Raw genomic sequence first — 20,320 nt, 5'->3', positions numbered from 1 at the left:
CGCCATGGGATGCCAGCAGGTCTGCAGCGGCGCCACCTTGCAATGCAGTTTCGGGGTGTCGCCGAGCACCTTGACGGTGCTGCCCACCAACCTGGTCAACACCAGCTCCATGCCGGCCGCCAACATCATGGACTATGTGCCCATGGTCAACGTGCTCTCCTTCGGCATGTGCCAGAGCCCTTCCAACCCGACAGTGGCCGCCGCCACGGCCGCGGCCCTCGGGGTCTTGACCCCCATGCCCTGCATTCCCGTCACCGCCGCTCCCTGGACGCCGGGCGCCGCCACTGTGCTGTTGGGGGGCATGCCGGCCCTGGATGCCACTTCCACCCTGATGTGCAGCTGGGGCGGGGTGATCAGCATCACCATGGCCGGCCAGTTCACCACCATGGTGCCCTGAACCCCCCTTATTCGGCCGGTACCCCCAGCAGCTTTTGCCACCAGCGCCGCCAGCGGCCCTGGGGCTTGCCGTCCGGCCCCAGGGGCTGGCCTTTCTCGTCGAAACGCTCCGGCTCCCCCACCGGCAACCCATGCTGGTAGTGCTGGCGCTGGGCCAGCTTGCCGTTCGGGTGGAAACGCTGGTGGAGGCCGTGCAGCCGACCCTGGCGGTAACTGGCCTGCTCCGCCAGGCCGCCGTCCGGGTGGTAATTCTTGAGCTCGCCGTGCAGCTGCCCCTTGTGGTAACCGGCCTGGCGCTGCAAGGTGCCGTCCGGCGCCAGGAAACGGCAGGGGCCGTGCAGCTGGCCGTCCTGGTAATGGAGCTGCGCCGAGGGCCGGCCGGGGCTGTGGAGCAGGGTGGTGGGGCCGTTCAGTTGGCCCTTGGCGAACTGCATCTGGGCATAGGGGGCCCCGTCCCGGAAGATCCTGGCCCTGCCTTCGAGGGCGCCGCCCTCGAGGCTGGCCTCGAAACGGGTCAGCCCCTGCACCAGCTTCACGTCCTGCTGCGCCATGCCGCCTCCTCAGTTGATCTGCACCAGGCCGCCCTTGAGGGTCAGCATGCCGCTGCCTTCCACCGTCTGGTCGGCGCTGCCCTTGTTGACCAGGCTGACGCTGGCCTCGTTGGTGAGGTTGGTGCCGGCCTTGTTGCTGAGCTCGGTGCCGGCCTGGTTGCTCAAGGATGTGCCGGCCTCCTGGGAGAGGGAGGTGCTGGCCTTGACGGCCAGATCGGCGCCGCTCTTGATGCTGAAACTGCCGCTGCTCTCCAGGGCCAGGGTGCCTGAGACCTTGATGGTGAGGTTGCCATCCACTGTCAGATCAAAATTGCCGCTCACCGTATGGCTGTAGTTGCCGCCGGTGCTCTGGCTCTGGTCGCCGCCGACGCTGAGGGTGCGTTTGTCCTTGACGTCCAGGCTGTCGCTGCCGGTCTGGATGGCGACGCTGCGGTTGCCCTTCTCCAGGGTGACTGTCTCGTCCCCTTCCTTGACGGTGCGGGTGCGGGCGTTCTGTACCGTCTCGGTCTGGTCGTGGCCTATGGTGGCGGTGGCGTCGTTGAGCACATTGACGTTGAGGTCCTTCTGGGCCTGGAGGAAGACCTCCTCGCTGTCCTTCTTGTCCTCGAAGCGCAGCTCGTTGAAGCCACCGCCGCCTTTGCTTGATTGGGTCTTGATGCCGCTCTGGGTCTGGTTGCCCGGCAGGGAATAGGGCAGGGCGTTGTCGCCGTTGTAGACGCAGCCCGTCACCAGGGGCCTGTCGGGGTCGCCGTCGATGAAGGTGACCACCACCTCCTGGCCGATGCGCGGCACAAACTGCATGCCGAAACCCTTGCCGGTCCAGGGCAGGGCCACCCGCACCCAGCAGGAGCTGCTCTCGTCATTCTGGCCCTCCCTGTCCCAGGGGAACTGCACCTTGATGCGGCCGTATTCGTCCGTCCAGATCTCCTCGCCGGATTTGCCCACCACCAGGGCCGTCTGGGTGTGGATGCGCGGCTTGGGGGTGAGGCGGGGCGGCCGGTAGCTGGTGGCGCGGGGGATGGCCTCGAAGCTGTTGCGGTAGTGGTTGTGGCTGAGATCGTGGCTGACGCTGGTCACCAGCCAGTCGATGTTGAGGCTGTCGTCGTCATGGCCCGTAAGGCTGAAATAATGGCCCGGCACCAGCCAGCGGCAGTCGCTTTCCCCCACCAGCCGCTGCTGCTGGCTGCGCAGGCCGTCGATGCGCTGCTTGGCCAGGCTGTCGCCTTTGTCCTTGGTGTTGTAGCCGCCCGGGTGTTCGTAGAATGACAAGGCACTGGAGTCGGCCTGGGCCTGGGCGTAGAGGGAAGTGCTGGGGGCCGTGAACTCGTAGTCGGCGGCGCTGTAGCTGCCGGCCACCACCTGCAGGCAGAGCTGGGCGCTGCGGATGCCGTGCAGCTCCCGCTTGCCGAGATCCTGGCCGAGGTAGGACAGCGCTGGGCCGTTGGGGATGGCCGGGCAGGCGTCGTTGCTGTCGGCCAGCACCAAACTGTGCTTGCCGTCCTCATGAGTGAAGAACCAGAAGATCCCTTCCTCCTCCAGCAGCCGCGAGACGAAGGCGAGATCCGTTTCCCCGTACTGGACGCAGTATTCGCGCGGGTCATAGCTGCCGCTGAGCTGGAGCTGGATGTCCTCGAAACCGTGGTCTTTGAAGATGCCGGTGACGATGTCGGCGGTGCTCTGGTTCTGGAAGATGCGGTTGTTGCTGGCGAGGTTCAGCCACCAGAGCCAGGGCCGCAGCACCACTTGGTAATGGTCGGCCGTGGCGTCGGCGGGCAGTTGGCGGACTTCGGCCAGCAGGGCGTCCAGTGGCCGGGAGGCATCGTCATGGTGCAAGGTGGCGGTGAGGTGGCTGGCCAGGGCTGCGTCCAGGCTGAGGCTGGTCAGGCTATGGCCGCCCAGCACCAGCTCCCCCAGGTCGTTGAGCCTTTCAGTGCCGCTCAGGCTGTCGGGGTAGAGGTCGGCCAAGGCCGATGCGTTGATGGAAAAACTGGTGTTGCTGTCGGTGGAACGGGCCATCCTTTCTCCCTGGGGCGCGCTAAGGGCAACTGCCGGTCAGTGCCTGCTGATCCTTCCCTTCCCTCAGCGGTTGAAAATGGTGCTGTCGATATCGGCAGGGAAAGAACCTAACTTGTACAGCCTTAATATGATGCGCTCTATGACGCAGGCCGAAACGTTGTAGGACTCGTCGCTGGGGTGTTTCGAGATCCACCCTTTAGCATGGAAAATTTCCATGAGGCCAGACAAGGTGACCTCTTCGTTGTCGAAGAGGAGCAGCGTGTTTTTTTCGGCCTCGTAAAGGCGACGAAGGGTTTCGACGCGGGCCCCGTTCCAATATTCATTGGAATTGTCTGGCGGTCCTTGAAGGGCCTTCTTCTGGATCTTGGCCGGCAACAAAGCCTCATTGTCGTCCTTGTTATTCAGGCCTAATTGCAGGCCCATGAGCATGTCTTCGCCACCCGCCACCATGTATGACGGGTAGATGCCATCATTGTTTGTTTCTTGAGCATGCGCACGGCTGTTCATCCTTTGCCGGAAAGGGGCTTGGATGGAGACGAATTGCTGCGCAGGCGAGTTGAAGTCCTTTGGGCTAGGAGCACCTACATCGCTGAAAGGTTTGGGCACTGGCACTCGCGTCGGATAGCCGACGCCAAGGCCGACTATGGGCAGTTTGCCATGGGTATGTTTTTTCACCAGTTGCCTGTGCACCTCAGGGTTGGTGTGCCTTGAGGCTTCGGTTTGAACCACGTCCTGATCCATCAGCAAGATCCGCTGTGGTCTATAGGGGAGCGAGTCGGCGAAGGCCAGGGCGGCGGCTCGTGCCGCGCCGAACCCCGTCATGTCTGTACCAGTCCACCCGATCAAATGCATGTTGCGATACTGTGCCATCAGGCCAGCCATGGCCTGGGCGTAATTATTAAAATCGAGCTTATGAACCAGCAGGTAGAGCGGTTCATTGCGTAAATTCATCGGGTGCCAGGCCAGGCTGTAACCCATGCTGAGGTCGAGGGCGAGTTTTTTTGCGCTGCCGCCGCTGATGACGATGACAGGTACGTTGCTGGGGCGCAGGTGCGGTTCATGGGAGGGACCAGCCCTTAGAAACGAGAACCAGCTGGTATTCTTTTGGGCGGCCATTGTCTGGCAGGTGATGACGCGCTTGCGCAGTGCCTGTTGCATGCTGGTTATGGCCCCAGGACTCTGCTTCTTGTCAACGATGACAGGGGAGTACTTGCATGCGGGTCTGGTCTTTTCATTAACCCAATCGGGGTTTATCGAAATGGCTATGGGGTCTGCCATGAAGTCTCTCCTGGTCTCTATTCCATCGCCCACTGGGCCAGTTGCCCTGTGACCTGGGTCATCAGTACATGCTCGATATCCCGGGCGCCGGCGGCGCTGCATCTGGCCAGCACGGCCTGGACTATGGCCGGGTCGAAGTCGAAGTGCTTGCCGGTGGCGGCCTTGTAGCGCTCGCGCAGCTTCTCCAGCTTGGCCAGCACTATGGTTTCCAGGGCCTGGGCGTCCAGCGGCCTGTAGGCCACCACCGTCATCCGCGCCAGGAAGGCGGGCCTGAAGGCGTGCAGCAGCTCGCGGCGCAGCAGTTCCTGGAAGCCGTCGCTGCCCAGGTGTTGGGGCGGGGTGTCGAGGATGAGTTCGGCGCCGACGTTGCTGGTGGCGAGGATCACCGTGTTCTTGAAGTCCACCACCAGGCCGGTGCCGTCCTCCATCAGGCCCTTGTCGAAGACGTTGTAGAAGGCCTCCAGCACGTCGGGGTGGGCCTTCTCTATCTCGTCCAGCAGCACCACCGAATAGGGGCGGCGGCGCACCGCCTCGGTGAGGACGCCGCCGCTGCCGTAGCCTACGTAGCCGGGGGGGGCCCCCTTTAACTGGCTGACGGTGTGGGCCTCCTGGTATTCGGAGAGGTTGATGGCGATGAGGTTGCGCTCGCCGCCGTAGAGGGCGTCGGCCAGGGCATAGGCCGTCTCTGTCTTGCCGACCCCGGTGGGGCCGGCCAGCAGGAAGACACCCACGGGTTTCTGGGGATCGGTGAGGCCGGCCCTGTAGGCCTGGATGCGCTGGGCCAGGGTGCCGAGGGCCTGGTCCTGGCCCACCACCCGCTGGCCGAGGCGCTTGCCGAGGCTGCGGATGGCGTGGGCCTCGTCGGCCAGCATCTTGCCGACCGGGATGCCGGTCCAACCGGCGATCACGGCCGCTACCGTCTTGGAGTCCACCTGCTCCGGCACCAGGGGGTCGTCCTGACGGATGGCGTCCAGCCCCGCCTCCAACCGGGCCAGTTCGGCTCCCAGGTGATCCCGGCGGCCGTCCTGGTCCTGGTCGTCGCCTTCGCCCAGGGCCAGCAGCTCCTGGCGGGCGGCCAGCAGTTCCCTGACCGCGTCCCGCTCCTCGGCCCAGCGTTCTTCCAGCTCGCGGATGGCCTTGGCGTTGTCCGCCGTTTCCCCTTCCAGGGCGGCGATGCGCTGGTCGTGATCCAGGCCTGCGCTCTGCTCCCGGCGCAGCCGCAGCAGCTCTTCTGCGACGGCCAGCTGGCGGTGGCGCAGGCCTTCCAGGGGCGGCGGCACGTCGTGCTGGGCCAGGGCCACCCGGGCGCAGGCGGTGTCCAGCACGCTGATGGCCTTGTCCGGCAACTGCCGGCCCGAGATGTAGCGGTGAGAGAGCTTGACGGCGTCCTGGATGGCCACGTCCAGGATCTGCACCTGGTGGTGTTTTTCCAGGCTGGCGGCGATGCCGCGCAGCATGGCCACGGCCTGGGCCTCGTCCGGTTCCTCTACCTGCACCAGTTGGAAGCGCCTGGCCAGGGCCGGATCCTTCTCGAAGTACTTCTTGTATTCGAGCCAGGTGGTGGCGGCCAGGGTGCGCAGCTCGCCCCTGGCCAGGGCCGGTTTCAAGAGGTTGGCGGCGTCGCTGCCGCCCTCGGAAGCGCCGGCGCCGATCAACGTATGGGCCTCGTCGATAAAGAGGATCACCGGCTGAGCGGAGCTGGCCACGGCCTCTATCACCCCCTTGAGGCGCTGCTCGAACTCGCCCTTGACCCCGGCCCCGGCCTGGAGCAGGCCCAGATCCAGGACCCTCAGGCAGACGTCCTGCAGAGGCGGCGGCACTTCACCGGCGGCGATGCGCAGGGCCAGGCCCTCCACCACGGCCGTCTTGCCGACCCCGGGAGCGCCCACCAGGATGGGATTGTTCTGGCGGCGGCGCAGCAGTATGTCGACGCATTGGCGGATCTCGGGGTCGCGGCCCACTATGGGGTCGATGCGCCCGGCTTGGGCCTCGGCTGTCAGATCTTGGGTGTACTGCTCCAGCACCGAGGGCTGGCCGGCGGCCGGCTGTTGGTTGTTGACCCTGGCCGGGCCGGCCGGGCTCTCACGGGAGGCCGCCAACCAGTCCTTGAGGTGCAGCCGCAGGGCCTCGCGGGGAACGCGCAGCAAGGAGGAGACGCCGTTCAGCAGCAATGAGCGCAGCTCGTCCTTTTCCAGCAGCGCCAGCAGCAAGGTGCCGGAGCGGACCAGCTCCTCCTGGGCCACCACTGTGCTTTGCACCAGGGCCTCTTCCAGCCAGGCCAGGGTATGGGCAGAGAAGGCCGGGGTGCGGGTGGCGCCGCGCTTGAAAGGCTCCATGGCCCTGTTGATCTCGCTGGCCAGCTGGTCCCTTTCCAGGCCGAAGCGGGGCAGCAGGCAGGCCAGATCGCCCCCATCGATGTCCAGCAACTCCAGCAGCACATGCTCTATCTCGATGTAATGGTGGCCTTGCTGCAGGCAGCGCTGGGCGGCCAGCTCCATGGCACCGCGACAAGGGGGGTTGAGTTTGCCGACCAGGGCCTTGAGGTCGATGCTCATCTGCCTTTCTCCTTCTGGGTGCGGCTAAGGGTGGTGCCGGGCCTGCCCAGCCAACTGGTGCGTCCCAGCTGGGGCGGGGCCTGATCCGCCAGTTCGGCCGGTGGCGCCTCGCCTTCGGCCAGCAGCAGGACCAGGGTGCAGTCGAGATCGGGGCCGAAATAGAAGCCGGCCAGGGCCATCAGGGTGCGGTGCTGTTCACCGCCCGGCAGGTACTGGAGGTAGAGCCCAAAACTCAGGGGGCCCAGGGTGACGCGGATGCCGGCGTGCTCGTCCCAGACCCGGTTGCCCACCACGGCCCCCTGGCCCAGGCTGCTGTTGCGGCCCAGGGGGCCGATCTTGGTGAGGCTGGCGGTTGGGATCAGCCGCCAGGCCCCTTCGAAGGGGCTGACCTTGGCCTGCACGCCGAGGTGATGGTGCAGCAAGGCCTGGAAGCCGGCCACGGAGCGGCGCTGGTTGGCAAAAAGCGCCGTCCTCGCCAGCAGGGCCGCGTCCGGCACTCCCTGGCGCTCCTGCAAGGGGACCGGCAGCAGGCCGAGCAGGGCGCGCAGCAGGGGGCGTGCCGGGCTCTGCTCGGCCGGGGCGAAAGAGGGGGCCAACCGGTATTTGGTCTGGGCCCGGTACAAGAGGGACAGCAGCCGGTGCTGGAAGAGATCCAAGAACTCCCCCGGGCCCTGGTCCTTGCTGCGGCGGCGCTGCGCCAGCCATTCCTGGTAGGCGTAGGGCAGGGGGCCGTCGGGGCCGCCCAGGCCGAAGAGCTCGGCCGTCAGCACCGGCAGCGGCTCCTGCTCGGGTTGTTCGAGCCTGGTCAGGGCGCTGGGAGCGAAGAGCGGCGCCAGGGGGCCACGCAGGCGCACCGCTTCCGCCCTGGGGTCCATGCCCCGGCCGAGGGGAATGGCGTCCGGGCGCATCCGCTCCAGCAGCATCACCGCCTGGGCGAATTCGAAGGCGTGGGGCTCGCGGTAGAGCCTGGCCGCTACAGTGTCAGGGGCTCGCCGGTCATGGTCTGCCATGACTTGATCTCCATGCCGGTGGCGGGGTCTTCCAGCACCGTCCGCACGAAGCGGTTGGCGTTGGCGTAGAGGGAAAAGAAGTGGGCCAGGACACCGGAGAAAAGCACTGGGCTGGCGCCGACGAAGCGTTCGGGGTCCACCGCGAGGCGCACCTCCAGGCCGTTGCGCCAGCCGCGCCAGGCATCCTCGCCCACCTGGGCCACCACCCTGTCGCTGCGCACCCGGCTCAGGCCTTCTATCTGGCGGCGCGCCACCTGGCTGTCGCTGAGGTTGTGCAGGGCCAGCATTTCCTGGAGGGCCACCACCGATTTTTCGTCCTCCACCAGGGAGAGGTGGTTGAGGGACAGCTGGGACACCAGCCGCCAGCGCGAGGCCCCGCCGAGGGCCGGCAGCGTCTGGGGGCTGGGCTGGCGCAGCAGGCTGACGTTGGCCACGGGGCCGGGGCGCTCGAAGGACAGCTTGGTGCCGGCCGGCAATGTCTGGGCCAGGTACCTGTTGGTGCAGAGCAGCTCGGCGGTGAGGGTGCTGTCGGTTACGGCGGCCGGTTGGAAATGCGGATCGACGAAGGTCAGCAGCATGTCGCTGCCGAGGCGGTCGGGGTGCAGGCCTGTGACGCGGCGGGCATGCCAGTAGGGGCCGTCCTGGGTGTGGCCGAAGGCGAAATAGGGCTGCACCGGGCTGGCCTTGAGGTTCTTGCTGGCCCTCAGGCTGCGGATGGCGTAGATCTCCATGCTGGCTTCGCGGTGGGCGTCGGCCACCAGGCGGTACTCGCGCTGGGTGCCGTCGGGGCGCAAGGGCTCAGAGGTGCGGGGGAAGAGGTTGACGGCCGGGGTGCAGCCCAGGGCGAAATCTTCCTGGCGCACCGTCAGCCGGCTGGCCGGGGCCTTGTCGAAGGCGATCACCAGCTCCAGTGCCTCCCCTGCGTCCAAAGGCATCCTGATGGGCAGGTCGAAGAAGGCGAATTTCTCGGGGCAGGCGAAGTATTCCACCAGCAGCCGGTAGGCCGGGTGCAGGCCGTCCTCGGCCGGCAGCAGCGCTTCTTCTGCCTCGAAGCCCAGGGGCCTTGGCAGGCCCCGCACAGGGCTCGGCGCCTCGCCAGGTCTTGCCACGGAGACGCCGATGGCGTTGGCGCAGAGCAAGTCGTAGAGGGCGGCCGAGGTCACGGGGGAGCCGGCCAGGTGGATGCGCAGCGTCTCGAGAGGCAAGTCTTCGAAGCGGTGCGGCGCCAGGCAGGACAGGCTCAGCTTGAGGGCGGCGCGGGCTTGCGGATTGTGGCTGACGGCCTGGGCCTCCTCGGCCAGCACCAGCATGGCGGCCTCCACCTGCACCGGCCAGAGAGTCGCCTCTGCGGCAGTGCGGAAATGGATGCTGTCGCCGGCCTGGGTGGTGACATGGAGCGCCGTGCCGCGGGGAATGGGATAGCCAGCGGCGATATTGCCCTTGGTGGGATCGGGGTCGAAACGCAGTATCGCCGTCGAGGGCACGGGGCGCAGGGCATAGGGGTAGAGCTGTTCGAGGAGGGCGTCGGTCAGCTGCGAATATTCGTCGTCGAGGCTCCGGTGCAGGCGGGCGCTCAGCAGGGCAAAACCTTCCAGCAGCCGTTCCACGTGGGGGTCCGGGCATTCGTCCTGGGACAGGGCCAGGCGCCTGGCCACCTTGGGGTAGTTTTCGGCAAAGCGGCTGCCGGCCAGGCGCAGGAAACTCAGTTCCTGCTGGTAATAGTCCAGCAGCAGCTCGTCAATCGAGTCGCTCATGTTCGATCCTGGTTTCCATCCCCTTGGTCACGTCGGCGACAAAGGCCACGGGCCAACGCTCCTGATGCAGCCAGAGGTGGCCGCTGATGCGGATCTTGAGGGCCCAGCGTTTCGGCTCCAGCAGCTCCACCTCCACGGCCGGGCTTTGCAGCCTGGGTTCGAAGGCTGTGATGGCTCGGACTATGCTGGTGGCGAAGCGGCGGCGGTCCGTCTCCCGCTGGCTAGAGAGGCCTGTCCAATCGGCCACCCCGTAGTCGATGACGGTCAGCTCGGCCCGGCGCGGAATGGTGTCGCGCCTGGTGTTGAGCAGCCTGGACAGCTCGGCCCTGACCGATTCGGCCAGGGCCTGGTGCACCAAGGCGGCGGCGCTCGGCCGTTCGGCCGGCTGGAAGGGACTGTCGTCCGCCAGCCGGTCGAACAGGGGAGCCAGCCCAGTGGAAGGGCCTTTGGCCATGCCTAGGATGTGATCACTTTATTGGCTGCCAGATCCCAGGTGGAGGCCGCGGTGCCTTCCTTGGAACCGTCCGATTTCTGGGAAGTGACTTCCCATTTGATCTTGGTGAAATTAAACGACAGGGTTTCCACCGGTTTGCCGCCGGTCCCACCGCTGACGCTGACGTTGGACAACACCACGTTGTTCATGGTGTAGACGATGAAGGGCATCACCTGACCGTTGCTCTCGGCGGCGTTGCGGCCTACCGTCAGCGTCATTTCGGAGATGTCCTTGCCGGCGCAGCAGTATTCGTTCAGGGTCGGGGTCGAGACGTCGACGAACTTGGTGACGGTGAACTCGCCGATGTGGGGCTTGCCCGAGGTCCGTTCGGTGTTGCTGACGTCGTTGGTGACCTGCATGGCGACGTTATGGCTGTAGGACATCAGCTCTATCTTGTCGGTGAAGCCTTCCAGCGTGCAGTCGCCTTTGATATCGCTGCCGAGGTCGAGAATGATCGCATCCATGTTCCGTTGCTCCTGGTGAAGTTAAGGCGTTAGGCCGTGGCCGGCGGCGGCAGCTCGGCGACGAGGCGGATGGAGGCCGTCAGCTCCTCGAGCTGGAAGTGCGGGCGCAGGAAGACCACGGCCTTGTAGGAGCCCGGCTTGCCCTGCACTTCCGTCACGTCGACCCTGGCCTCGCGCAGCGGATACTGGGCCTTGATTGCCTGGGGGGCGTTGTCGTTGACCAGCACATAGTCCGCTATCCAGGTGTTGAGGTAGCTCTGAACGTTGTCGCGGGTCATGAAGCTGCCCACCTTGTCGCGCATGATCACCTTGATGTAATGGGCGAACCGCGAGGCGGCCAACACATAGGGCAGCATGCCGGAGATCCGCGAGTTGGCATTGGCCTCGTTGGTGTTGTAGAGCTTCGGCTTGTTGGTGGTCTGGCCGCCGAAGAAGACGGCGAAATCGCTGTTCTTCTTGTGGCACAGGGCGATGAAGCCCAGTTCGTTGAGCTCCTTTTCACGCCTGTCGGTGATGGCGATCTCGGTGGGGCACTTGAGTGCGATATCCCCGGCCGACGTCTTGAAGGTGTGGGCCGGCAGGCCTTCGACGGCACCGCCCCCTTCCACGCCGCGGATGGCGGCGCACCAGCCGTACTTGGCGAAGGCGCTGGTGATGCGCTGGCCAAGGGCGTAGGCGGCGTTACCCCAGAGGTACTTGCTGTGGTCGGTGCCGCTGACCTCCTCGACGAAGTTCATGCCTTCGGTGGGCTGGGTGTCGGGGCCGTAGGGCAGGCGCATCAGCACCCGCGGCAGCGCCAGGGCCACGTAGCGGGAGTCCTCGCTGGCCCTGAAGGAACGCCACTTGATGAGCTCGGCGCTCTCGAAGATCTTCTCCAGATCCCTGGGCACGGCCAGCTCGGTGAAGCTGTTCATGTCGAAGAGGCGCGGGCTGGCGGCGGCGACCATGGGGGTGTGGGCGGCGGCGGCCACGTTGGACAGCTTCTCCAGCAGGGCCACGTCCTGGGGATGGCGGCCGAACTCGTAGTCGCCGATCAGCACGCTGTAGGGATGGCCGCCGAAGGTGCCGTATTCCTCTTCGTAGATCTTCTTGAAGAGGGCGCTCTGGTCGAACTCCACCGCCTTTTCCAGATCCTTGAGCAGATCCTGCTGGGAGACGTTGAGCAGCCGCAGCTTGAGGCGTGAGCTGGTCTCGGTGTTCATCACCAGGAAATGCAGGCCCCGCCAGGAGCCTTCGAGCTTCTGCATGTCGGGGTGGTGGAGTATGCCGTTGAGCTGCTTGCTGATCAGCTCGTCTATCTGGGCGACGCGGTGGTTGATCATCGCCACAGTGTCTTTGTCGACGGCCATGCCTTCGTCCAGAACCTGGGTGGCGAATTCCGCCAGCAGATCCTTGGCGTAGGCCTGTTGCATGTCGTCGTGGGCCATGCGGCCTTCCTGGACTATGCGATCGAGCAGGCTCAGGGATACCGTCTGGGCGCCGCCTGCTGCCTCTTCTTTTGTGTCAGCCATGATGTGCTCCTGATTCTTCCGTGCTGGGGATCAAGCCTGGGGTTCGGCGTCTTCGGCGGCCGCTGTCTCGGTCTCGGCCTCTGCTTCGGCCGGGCGCGCGTCCTTGATTTCCTTGAGGCCTTCGGTGTTGCTGACCACCTCCTGCAACAGCTTGTCGAGGTCGTCATTGCCGTCGAGTTTGGTCAGCAGGTCGCGCAGCCGCTGGCGGGCCTCGAAGAGGCGGCGCAGGGGGGTTACCTGCTTGACGATGTTGACGGGGTCGAAGTCGTCGAAGTGGTTGAACTTGAGCTCCACATTGAGCTTGCTGCCGTCGTCACTGAGGGCATTGTCCACCTGCAGCGCCAAGCGGGGGCCAATGGAGGCCAGCACTTCGTTGAAGTTGTCGCGGTCGATTTCCACGAAGCGGCGTTCTGTCAGTTTGGGCAGGGGCGTTTCCGGCTTGCCGGACAGGTCGGACAGGATGCCGACCACCAGGGGGAGTTCCTTTTTCTCGATAGCGTCGCCGATCTCCACGTCATAGGTGATTTGCACCCTGGGCGGACGAACCCGGCTCAACTTGTGCTGCGTACTTTCGGCCATTACATACCTCCGTTGTATCGTTGCTGGCGCCTTGAACAGTGTCTCGCAGCTCGCCGACTTCCCACCCTGAGATTGCGGACAACGACCTCCTGGCCGCTTGGTCCATGCGCCCCAAAAGGTCTAGATGACAAAGCGGAAATTTGCAAAGTTTCAAAAGTTTAATAGAGTTAGGCTGCAACTTGCCCAGCAGTCCGGTTGCGCTGATTTCCTTGTGCCTATGCCAGATGGATGCCCATGCCGAAAGGACTTCGAACCGCTGTTGCGGCAGCGTTGACACTGCTGCTCACCTTGCCGGGCTGTTCCATGTTCAGCCCCTCGACTCCCTTGTCCACCATCTCCCTGGATGTGGTGCCCAAGGCCAACAACGACAGCCCAGTGGCGGTCGACATCCTGGTGGTCGCCGACTCCGATCTGCTCAAGACCTTGCTGGCGTTGCCGGCGGCGAAATGGTTCGAACAGCGGGCCCAGTTCCTGCGCGACTACCCCCAGCAACTGCACAGCTGGTCTTACGAACTGGTGCCGGGCCAGCGGCTGGTGGTGGACCCTGTTCCCTTCGAAGGGGACGAGGCGGTCGGGGTCCTGGTCTACGCTGACTACCAGACCCCCGGGGCCCATCGCCTGCGCCTGGAAGGCCTGGAAGACGCCAAGCTTCGCTTGGAATCCAAGGACATACGCCTTGTCGCCAACAAGGATTAAAGGGAGGTGACGTATGCGATTAATCCCTGACGCTGTCTGCTGGCATGACGGCATGCCGCTGCTCCCGCAGCATTTCCAGGTCCAGGCCCTGCGCGCCGAAGGCATGGCGGCCCACTACGCCGCCGTTTGCCAGCCCCACTTCTGGGGCCTGCTGTCGCTGCAACTGGACGAGAGCGCCCTGGTCAGCGGCCTGGTGCGGATCACCGAACTGGACGCCCTCCTGCCCGACGGCCTGGTGGTGCGACTGGTGTCAGGCCGGGACGCGCCTTTGGAGCTGGACGTGACCGAGGCCGTCAAGGCCGCGGCCAACAAGACGGTGACGGTGCAACTGGCCGTGCCGCCCCTCTATCGCGGCGGGCGCCTGGACCCAGGCGCAGGCCGTTTCCGCTCCGCCAGCAGCGAGGCTATACCGGATCTGGCCAGCGGCGAAGGGGCTGCGCCCATGCCGGTGTGGCGGCCGGCCGCGCGGCTGGTGGCAGACAGCGCCAACCTCGATTTCATCCGGCTGCCGCTGCTGCGCCTGCGCCAGCAGGGCGGCGGCCTTGCCCGGGCCCCCTACCTGCCGCCCTGCCCCTTGGTGACGCCCGAGTCCCCGCTTGGCCGCCGCCTGGGCATGCTCTGCACCGCCCTGCGGGAAAAGGGCGTTTTCCTCTCAGGCCGCCTCCAGGCATCTAGCCGGGCGGGGGACCATCAGAGCGTGGCGGAGATCACCCGGCTGCTGACGGCGCTCTGGCAGCGGCTGCCGGAGCTGGAAGCCGCCCTCAACACCGGCACCCACCACCCCAGCCAGCTCTACGTGCTGCTGGCTGGCGTTGCCGGTACCCTGGCCGCCCTCAACCCCGGCGCCGGGGTGCCGGCCTTCCGCCCCTTCGACTACCAGGAAATGCAGGCCTGCTTCGACCCCGTCGTCGACTGGATAGAAGCGGCCTTGGAACGGGTGCGCGAAGGTTACAAGGTGCTGGCCTTCAGCCAGGCCAGGTCCGGTTTCAGCATCGATCTCTCCCAATTGCCACCGCCGGCCAAGGAACTGGTGATAGGGCTGCGGATGCCCCAGGGCAGCGGCGACGGCGTGGCCCAGGACTGGCTGTCCCAGGCCATCATCGCTTCCGAGCCACACCTGCCGGCCCTGGCCAGGCAGCGCATGCGGGGCCTGCCGCGGCGCGCCCTCGGCCGCGACGAGCGGGCGGCCTTCAGCGTCGGCGACGACACCGAACTCTTCCGCCTGGGGGTCGACGCCGACTGGTTCGACGCCAAGGAACAGCTGCATATCGCCCGCCCTGCCGGCGCCACAGAGCCGCCCTGGGAGATCATGCTCTTCGTCCCGGACGAGAAAACCGAGGCCAGAGCGCGGCAGGAGGAGGCCAATGGCTGAGCGGCTGACGGGTTACGGCAGCCCCCTGGCCGCCATCTTCGTCGAGGTGCTGGGGCAGTGGCAGCAGGCCAAACTGGCGGTGCTGGGCAGTGCCTGCGCCGCCGAAGAGATGGTGGCGAGCCTCGCCGAATCGGCGGCCGGCCTGACCCGGACCCTGGGGCGTCTCGCCTCGGCGGCCCTGGGAGCGGCAGAAAGCCGCCAGGTGGAGGCGGTGCAGTTTGCCTTCGTGGCCCTGGTCGATGAGAGCCTCTTGTTCTCCGATTGGCCGGGCCGGGCCTGCTGGGGGGAGGCGCCTCTTGAGGCGCGGCTCTTCGGCTCGCGCAGCGCCGGCGAACGGCTGCCCGACGAGATTGAGAAACTGCTCAGGGAGCAAGAGCCGGCGACCCGGGAACTGGCCAATGTCTACCTGCTCTGCCTGGCCCTCGGCTTTCGCGGCCGGCTGCGGGGGGACGGTGGCGCAGCCAAGCACGAGGCCTGGCGCCGTGCCCTCTTCGCCTTCGTCTATCGCCGCGATGCCAGCCGCAAGCGGGTGGGGATCAGCCTGGAGCAGGGCGCCGTCGTCAAGCCGGCCCGCCTGCCGGTACGGCGCATGTTGCCGGACGGCTCGCGGCTGGGGCTGGTGATAGTGGCGGTGCTGGCGTCGCTGCTGCTGCTTTCACACTTGTTGTGGCGGGATCTGGCCGGCCAGGTCGAGCCTTCCCTTTCCCATTTCCTGAGAGTCAGATGAGGTGAAGGGATGCTAGTCAAAGGGACGCTCGGGATAGTGCTGCTGCTGGTGCTGATCCTGGTGGTGCTGGGCCTCGCCATCTGGTGGCTGCGCCGCCGCGCCGATCTGGGGTGGCGCCGTTTCGGCGGTGCCGTGCGCCACGTCGAAGAGGAAGTGGGCCTGGGGGATCGCTACCTGATGCCCTGGTTGCTGGTGGTGGGCGAGCAGGACAGGGACAACGAGGCCCTCTGCCGGGCCTGGAAGCTGTCATCGGGGGGCGACAGGAGCTGGTTTGGCCGCTGGTGGTACAGCGGCGACGGCGCCGCCCTGGTGGTGCCCGCGGCCGTCTTCAACCACGGTGAGGGGGCCCTGGCACAGCTGTCGAATTGGCGCCGCCTGCTGCGCAGCCTGGCCCGCGCCCGCCCCAACAGGCCCCTGGACGCCATCGTCTGGGTGGTGTCGGCAAAGTGCCTGTTGGGCAACGAAGAAGCCGGCGCCGCCGGCCTGCGCGCCTACAAGAAGTTGACCGATCTGCAGCAGCGGCTGGGCTTGACCTTGCCGGTCTACCTGGTGGTCGGTGAAGCCGAGCAGGTGCCGGGCTTGGACGAGCTGGTCAAGGTGGTGCCCAAGGAAGGCCGGGACCTGATGCTGGGGTGGTCGTCGACTATGGCTCCGGGGGCCGGCTACAGCCCGGCTTGGGTCGACTTGGCCGTCGACCACCTGGTGACCTCGCTCCAAGAAGGCATCGCCGAACTCGGCGCCCTGGAGGACCAGCTCGATGAAAACCTGGTGCTGTTGCCCCGCCACCTGGGCGAGCTGCGCGGCCCCTTGCAATCCCTGCTCGACCCCGTTTTCCACGGCAACGCCCTGGGAGAAGCGCCGGCGCTGCGTGGCCTCTACCTGGTGGCTGCCCAGGCGCCGAAGGCCGAAGCGGAACCCGGCTTCAGCGCCTTGGACGAGGCGCCAGCCCCGCTGGAACTGGCCTTTGCCGGCCGGCTGCTGCGCAAGCGGATATTGGCTGAGCAGGGACTGGCCACGCCCATTCCCCGCATTTTGGCGCTGCGTACCCGCTGGCACCGGGCCGTGCTCACCGGTACTGCCCTGGTCGGGATCTGTTGGCTCGGCGGCATGCTCTGGACCTGGCATAGCGGTGTACCCAAGGCGAGGCTCCTGGCCGGCGGTATCGAGCGTCTCAGCGCCGCCCGTGCCGAATACCAGGGTGCCACCGGTTCCGAAGACGCCGCCAGGGAGGCGACGGGTGCCGTGGCCGCAGCCCTGCACAGCGTGCCGGACTGGCACCTGGCCTCCGGCTGGTTGCCGAGCTCGTTGTGGTCCTCCGACGACGGACAGATCGAAGTGGTGCTGGGCTACGGCTTTCGCGATCTGCTGTTCAAGCCCTTCTCCGACGGCCTGCGTTACCGGATCCAGACCTTGCAGAGCATGGGACAGGGCAGTGCCGCCGTCGGTGGTGCTTCGCCCCAGTCGCCGGAAAGCTGGCCTGACATGGTCAGCGCCACCCAATTGGTGGACGCAGCCGCCCAGCATGAGCAAAGGGCGAGGGAATTCAACAAGCTCCTCGAGGAAGGGGGCGGCAACCTGGATGTGGCTGGCGACCTGGCCCATCACCTGTTCAAGGTCGAATTGATGCCGAGCAAGCTCAACGACAGGTCCCTGGTGGAAAAGGTGTTGCAGCGTACGGCCGGCAGACCCGGGCAAGGACTGGATCTGGCGCAGTTCCAACCCCAGGTGGCAAGCCGCTTCGTCACCCTGTTGCACCATTGGCTGGATACCCTTTATGCCAACAACAATCTGGTGATCAATGCCGAAGCGGTTGAAAAGGGCCTGCAGGCGTTGCAGGCCGGCAGCCAGGTGGACAGGGCATCCCTGGCGCAGCTGGCCGAACAGATCGATCTGTTGCGGCGCTTGGTGACCTCTGCCAACGCCGCCTGGAGCGGGGCCAAGGGGCGCGACCTGGCGCCGGGCTTTGCCGCCACCATGGACAGGGCCAGCCACCTGGCGCTGCTGGGTGAGCAGCCGGTCTCCAAGGTGTTGGCCCATGCCGATGCCGTCAAGCAATCCTTCGCCGACCGCTGGCTGAGCCGCAAGGGCACCCTGCCCGCAGTGCTGCAGTCTTCCCCCAGCGGCGGTATCGAGCTGCAGGGCGATGTCGGCAAACTCGACACAGCCCTGCTGACCCTGCTGGGCCAGTCCTTCTCCCGCCAGGGCAAGGCATTGGGAACAGAGGCGATAGAAGCGGCCTTCAAGCAGATGGATGCGGACACCGCCGGTGCCGCCCTGGCCAGCTTCCAGAGCTACCAGAAATACAGTGACAAGGATCTGCCATCGGCCCCTGAGCGTTACCGGGCAGGGCTGCTTTCGGCCGCCGAGGCCAGTACGGCCCAGGCCATGCTCCAGGCCCTGGTCGGCAGCAAAGGGGAGGGCATCAACCTGCAGGCCTTCCCCCGCAGCCTCCACGACGAGGCCCTGCGCCTGGGCACCCTGATCAAGGAGGCGGCCAACCTGGCGGCCGCCTTCGACGAATTGGGCCAGCGGCAACTGGCGGCCGCCACCACCCAGGAAGTGACGAAGGCGGCCCTGAACCTGCTGCAGCGGGCCGACGGCACCTTGGCGGAGCTGGGCCTCTATGAACCCAGGGAAGGCAGCTTTGATTGGTGGAACGGCAAGACCGGTGCCGCCCTGACCGCCTTCGAGTCGGGCAGCCCCCAGGATCTGCAGGCCTACCTGGCCGCCCAGCAAGGCGCCGTGACCGACCTTGCCGGTGTGGTGCAGGGCGCTGTGGCCTGGCTGGCGGACAAAGAGGGGAGCCTGACCCAGGCGGACTGGCAAAGGGTCAAGCAATGGCAGCAGCTGTCGAGCGAATTGGAGAAGTACAAGGCCAAGAGCGCGACCAGTTCCCTGGTGGCCCTGGAGCGGCTGGTCAACCATGATCTGGATCCGATGGACATGGCTAACTGCCAGGCCAGCCTCGCCCAGATAGTGGCGCCGGGGGGCGGCGATTTCTTTGCCCAGAAAGCCGGCGCCCTGCTGCAGATGATGGCCAGCCGCTGCCGGGTGCTGCGGGCCCAGGCCAGCGTTGCCGCCTACGATCGCCTGGCTCAAGCCTTCAACCAAAACCTGGCCGGGCGCTTCCCCTTTGCCGCCAACCCGGCGGCGCCCGGGGTCAGCCCCCAAGCGGCCGCCGCCTTCCTGCAGGTGCTGGACAGCGACATGGCGATGGCCCGCTTCGGCCTGCCACAAGGGCAGGGGCAATCCCAGCAGGCGCAGGCCTTCCTCGACGGCCTGGCGACGGCCGAGGCCTGGCTCAAGCCGCTGCTGACCCGGGATACCACCGGTGCCTGGGAGGGCGTGGATGTGGCGGTGGATTGGCGTACCGACCGCGACAGGGAAGTGGGGGCCGACCAGGTGATCGAGTGGCGCCTGGCCTCGGACCGCCAGGTCCTGCAGCACCCGGCGACGGCCCAGGGCATGTTGCGCTGGCGCCCCGGCCAACCCCTGTCCCTGGCGCTGCGCTGGGCCAAGGACGCCCCCCAGGGGCCCTTAGAAGATCCCGGCCAGCCCTCTCTCAGCATCGAGGGGGCCATGGCCGTCTGGGAAAGAAAGGACAACTGGTCTTTGCTGCGGCTGATCCGGGCCCACCAGGTACCGGCCGGCAAGCCCCAGCAGGGCATCCCCCTGGAGCTCAAGGTGCCGGTCAGCAATGCCAAAGGCAATGCCAGCCAGGCCCAGCTGTTTCTGCGCCTGGCCTGCTTCGTCGCCGGCGGCAAGGAGCGCTTGCCTCCCCCTGTATTCCCCACCCAGGCTCCGGTCTTGCCCGCCATCGCCGAGGCGGCGCCTGAACCTGACCAGACGGAGGCGCCATGATGGACGACGAAGCCCTGCTTGCGCTGTTGCAGCCTTTTCCCGGCGAGGCGCCCTGTGGGGTGCCGATGCGCTACGAGCCGGAATATGACCAGCTCCGGGAGGCGCGCCGGGCCGAGGACCCGAGCCTGCCCACAGGGGTCTGGCAGTCGGAGCTCAAGCGAGCCGATTGGGACAAGGTGGCACAGCTGGGCCAGGATATCCTCTTAGCGCGAAGCAAGGATCTGATGGTTGCCGCCTGGTTGGGGGAGGCTTGGCTGCACCGCGGCGGCATGGCCGGCCTCAGTTCGGCCCTGGCCCTGGTGGCCCAGCTCTGTGAGCGCTTCTGGGACCAGCTCTACCCCCTGCCTGAGGACGGCGACCAGAGTTTTCGTGCCGGCGCCCTGGGCTGGCTGGACAGCAACTATGCCGCCGCTGTGGCGGCCGAGGTACCGCTGCTTTGCCTGGATGGGCCCTCGCCCCAGGCACTCACCCTCAATGGGTGGTCGGCCCTGCTGCAACGCCAGCTGCCACCGGCCGGTGGCAAGGGGGCCAAGGGCGACCTGGAAGCGGCTAAGAAAGAACTGGCGCAGTTGCACGAAACGGTGCGCAGCGGGCCTTCTGAGCCCATGCGCCAAGCCGCCCAGGAGCTGGCGGCCGCCTCAGCCTGGTTGGAGCGCCTCCAGGGCTGGTGCACTGAGCAGATGGCCGATGAGGCCCCCACCTTTACCAAGCTGCGCAACGCCCTGGCCCAAGCGGATCAGGTGTTGCGGGAGTTTCTTGCCATGCAGCCTTCTTTGCCGGACCCGGCTCCCCAGCCCGACCAAACCGAAACAGCAGCAGCCGTACCTGCCAAGGTGCTTGGTGAACCTGGCAGCCGTGAAGAGGCCTACCGGCAGCTGGCGGTCATCGCCGGCTACCTGGCCAGGGCCGAACCCCACAGCCCTGTGCCCTATCTCATCCAAAGGGCCGTGGAGTGGGGGGGAAAACCGCTCCACCAGCTGCTGGCCGAGTTGATCGACAGCGATCCCCAGGCGCGGCGCCTCTGGGCATTACTGGGCATACTGCCCTCCTGAGCGGC

General features: G+C 66.4%; 16 protein-coding genes. 6 read left to right on the top strand and 10 right to left on the bottom strand.

All coding sequences use genetic code 11. The features are described from left to right. The first annotated feature begins 4 nt into the window (after positions 1-4). Positions 5-397, top strand: coding sequence for a DUF4280 domain-containing protein (locus PVT67_RS12515; protein ID WP_301493942.1), 393 nt, complete (start codon positions 5-7; stop codon positions 395-397). A 7-nt stretch (positions 398-404) separates the two neighbouring features. Here the strand turns inward: PVT67_RS12515 and PVT67_RS12510 are convergent, their stop codons facing one another. The 10 genes from PVT67_RS12510 to tssB form a co-directional block, all read right to left on the bottom strand. Continuing rightward, the gene (locus tag PVT67_RS12510; RefSeq protein ID WP_301493941.1) at positions 405-947 is read right to left on the bottom strand and encodes a toxin-antitoxin system YwqK family antitoxin; all 543 of its coding nucleotides are present in this window, start codon (positions 945-947) and stop codon (positions 405-407) included. Positions 948-956: 9 nt separating this feature from the next. Beyond that, on the bottom strand, positions 957-2,963 hold the full coding sequence (gene tssI, locus PVT67_RS12505) for a type VI secretion system tip protein TssI/VgrG (protein ID WP_301493940.1): 2,007 nt from the start codon (positions 2,961-2,963) through the stop codon (positions 957-959). A 63-nt stretch (positions 2,964-3,026) separates the two neighbouring features. Then, the gene (locus PVT67_RS12500; protein ID WP_301493939.1) at positions 3,027-4,241 is read right to left on the bottom strand and encodes a hypothetical protein; all 1,215 of its coding nucleotides are present in this window, start codon (positions 4,239-4,241) and stop codon (positions 3,027-3,029) included. 17 nt (positions 4,242-4,258) lie between these two features. Further along, complete coding sequence (gene tssH, locus PVT67_RS12495) at positions 4,259-6,796, bottom strand: type VI secretion system ATPase TssH (RefSeq protein WP_336407743.1); 2,538 nt, start codon at positions 6,794-6,796, stop codon at positions 4,259-4,261. Beyond that, positions 6,793-7,806 (bottom strand): type VI secretion system baseplate subunit TssG, encoded by a 1,014-nt coding sequence (tssG, locus tag PVT67_RS12490; protein WP_301493938.1) that lies wholly within the window; start codon positions 7,804-7,806, stop codon positions 6,793-6,795. Before tssG ends, tssH begins: the two co-directional genes overlap by 4 nt. Continuing rightward, positions 7,770-9,560, bottom strand: a complete 1,791-nt coding sequence (tssF, locus tag PVT67_RS12485; protein WP_301493937.1) for a type VI secretion system baseplate subunit TssF — start codon at positions 9,558-9,560, stop codon at positions 7,770-7,772. Before tssF ends, tssG begins: the two co-directional genes overlap by 37 nt. Continuing rightward, the gene (gene tssE / locus PVT67_RS12480; protein WP_301493936.1) at positions 9,544-10,014 is read right to left on the bottom strand and encodes a type VI secretion system baseplate subunit TssE; all 471 of its coding nucleotides are present in this window, start codon (positions 10,012-10,014) and stop codon (positions 9,544-9,546) included. Before tssE ends, tssF begins: the two co-directional genes overlap by 17 nt. Before the next feature lie 2 nt (positions 10,015-10,016). Continuing rightward, positions 10,017-10,517: an Hcp family type VI secretion system effector gene (locus PVT67_RS12475; protein WP_301493935.1), complete on the bottom strand. Its 501-nt coding sequence runs from the start codon at positions 10,515-10,517 to the stop codon at positions 10,017-10,019. A gap of 29 nt (positions 10,518-10,546) precedes the next feature. After that, positions 10,547-12,028 carry a type VI secretion system contractile sheath large subunit gene (tssC, locus tag PVT67_RS12470; protein ID WP_301493934.1) on the bottom strand — a complete coding sequence of 494 codons (1,482 nt, stop codon included), beginning with the start codon at positions 12,026-12,028 and terminating at the stop codon, positions 10,547-10,549. A 30-nt stretch (positions 12,029-12,058) separates the two neighbouring features. Then, positions 12,059-12,607, bottom strand: coding sequence for a type VI secretion system contractile sheath small subunit (gene tssB, locus PVT67_RS12465; protein WP_301493933.1), 549 nt, complete (start codon positions 12,605-12,607; stop codon positions 12,059-12,061). Between the two features lie 234 nt (positions 12,608-12,841). Between tssB and PVT67_RS12460 the strand changes: the two genes are divergently transcribed. From PVT67_RS12460 to tssA, 5 genes are read left to right on the top strand one after another with little or no spacing between them, the layout of a single operon-like run. Further along, positions 12,842-13,303: a type VI secretion protein gene (locus PVT67_RS12460; RefSeq protein ID WP_301493932.1), complete on the top strand. Its 462-nt coding sequence runs from the start codon at positions 12,842-12,844 to the stop codon at positions 13,301-13,303. Between the two features lie 13 nt (positions 13,304-13,316). Beyond that, positions 13,317-14,675 carry a type VI secretion system baseplate subunit TssK gene (gene tssK / locus PVT67_RS12455; protein ID WP_301493931.1) on the top strand — a complete coding sequence of 453 codons (1,359 nt, stop codon included), beginning with the start codon at positions 13,317-13,319 and terminating at the stop codon, positions 14,673-14,675. Continuing rightward, positions 14,668-15,402, top strand: a complete 735-nt coding sequence (locus PVT67_RS12450) for a DotU family type IV/VI secretion system protein (RefSeq protein ID WP_301493930.1) — start codon at positions 14,668-14,670, stop codon at positions 15,400-15,402. The genes tssK and PVT67_RS12450 overlap by 8 nt, the downstream gene beginning before the upstream one ends. A gap of 9 nt (positions 15,403-15,411) precedes the next feature. Further along, positions 15,412-19,263: a type VI secretion system protein gene (locus tag PVT67_RS12445; RefSeq protein WP_301493929.1), complete on the top strand. Its 3,852-nt coding sequence runs from the start codon at positions 15,412-15,414 to the stop codon at positions 19,261-19,263. Continuing rightward, positions 19,260-20,315: a type VI secretion system protein TssA gene (gene tssA, locus PVT67_RS12440; RefSeq protein ID WP_301493928.1), complete on the top strand. Its 1,056-nt coding sequence runs from the start codon at positions 19,260-19,262 to the stop codon at positions 20,313-20,315. Before PVT67_RS12445 ends, tssA begins: the two co-directional genes overlap by 4 nt. Positions 20,316-20,320 lie beyond the last annotated feature (5 nt).

Origin of the sequence: Gallaecimonas kandeliae, assembly GCF_030450055.1 — a bacterium.
Lineage (GTDB): Bacteria > Pseudomonadota > Gammaproteobacteria > Enterobacterales > Gallaecimonadaceae > Gallaecimonas > Gallaecimonas kandeliae.
Note: the sequence above shows the minus strand (reverse complement) of the source record. Positions and strands in the feature narration are given on the sequence as shown.

Excerpts from the sequence above, each read along its gene's own strand:
- PVT67_RS12515 (WP_301493942.1), top strand. The coding sequence starts at position 5 with ATGGGATGCCAGCAGGTCTGCAGCGGCGCCACCTTGCAATGCAGTTTC.
- PVT67_RS12510 (WP_301493941.1), bottom strand. The coding sequence starts at position 947 with ATGGCGCAGCAGGACGTGAAGCTGGTGCAGGGGCTGACCCGTTTCGAG.
- tssI (WP_301493940.1), bottom strand. The coding sequence starts at position 2,963 with ATGGCCCGTTCCACCGACAGCAACACCAGTTTTTCCATCAACGCATCG.
- PVT67_RS12500 (WP_301493939.1), bottom strand. The coding sequence starts at position 4,241 with ATGGCAGACCCCATAGCCATTTCGATAAACCCCGATTGGGTTAATGAA.
- tssH (WP_336407743.1), bottom strand. The coding sequence starts at position 6,796 with ATGAGCATCGACCTCAAGGCCCTGGTCGGCAAACTCAACCCCCCTTGT.
- tssG (WP_301493938.1), bottom strand. The coding sequence starts at position 7,806 with ATGGCAGACCATGACCGGCGAGCCCCTGACACTGTAGCGGCCAGGCTC.
- tssF (WP_301493937.1), bottom strand. The coding sequence starts at position 9,560 with ATGAGCGACTCGATTGACGAGCTGCTGCTGGACTATTACCAGCAGGAA.
- tssE (WP_301493936.1), bottom strand. The coding sequence starts at position 10,014 with ATGGCCAAAGGCCCTTCCACTGGGCTGGCTCCCCTGTTCGACCGGCTG.
- PVT67_RS12475 (WP_301493935.1), bottom strand. The coding sequence starts at position 10,517 with ATGGATGCGATCATTCTCGACCTCGGCAGCGATATCAAAGGCGACTGC.
- tssC (WP_301493934.1), bottom strand. The coding sequence starts at position 12,028 with ATGGCTGACACAAAAGAAGAGGCAGCAGGCGGCGCCCAGACGGTATCC.
- tssB (WP_301493933.1), bottom strand. The coding sequence starts at position 12,607 with ATGGCCGAAAGTACGCAGCACAAGTTGAGCCGGGTTCGTCCGCCCAGG.
- PVT67_RS12460 (WP_301493932.1), top strand. The coding sequence starts at position 12,842 with ATGCCGAAAGGACTTCGAACCGCTGTTGCGGCAGCGTTGACACTGCTG.
- tssK (WP_301493931.1), top strand. The coding sequence starts at position 13,317 with ATGCGATTAATCCCTGACGCTGTCTGCTGGCATGACGGCATGCCGCTG.
- PVT67_RS12450 (WP_301493930.1), top strand. The coding sequence starts at position 14,668 with ATGGCTGAGCGGCTGACGGGTTACGGCAGCCCCCTGGCCGCCATCTTC.
- PVT67_RS12445 (WP_301493929.1), top strand. The coding sequence starts at position 15,412 with ATGCTAGTCAAAGGGACGCTCGGGATAGTGCTGCTGCTGGTGCTGATC.
- tssA (WP_301493928.1), top strand. The coding sequence starts at position 19,260 with ATGATGGACGACGAAGCCCTGCTTGCGCTGTTGCAGCCTTTTCCCGGC.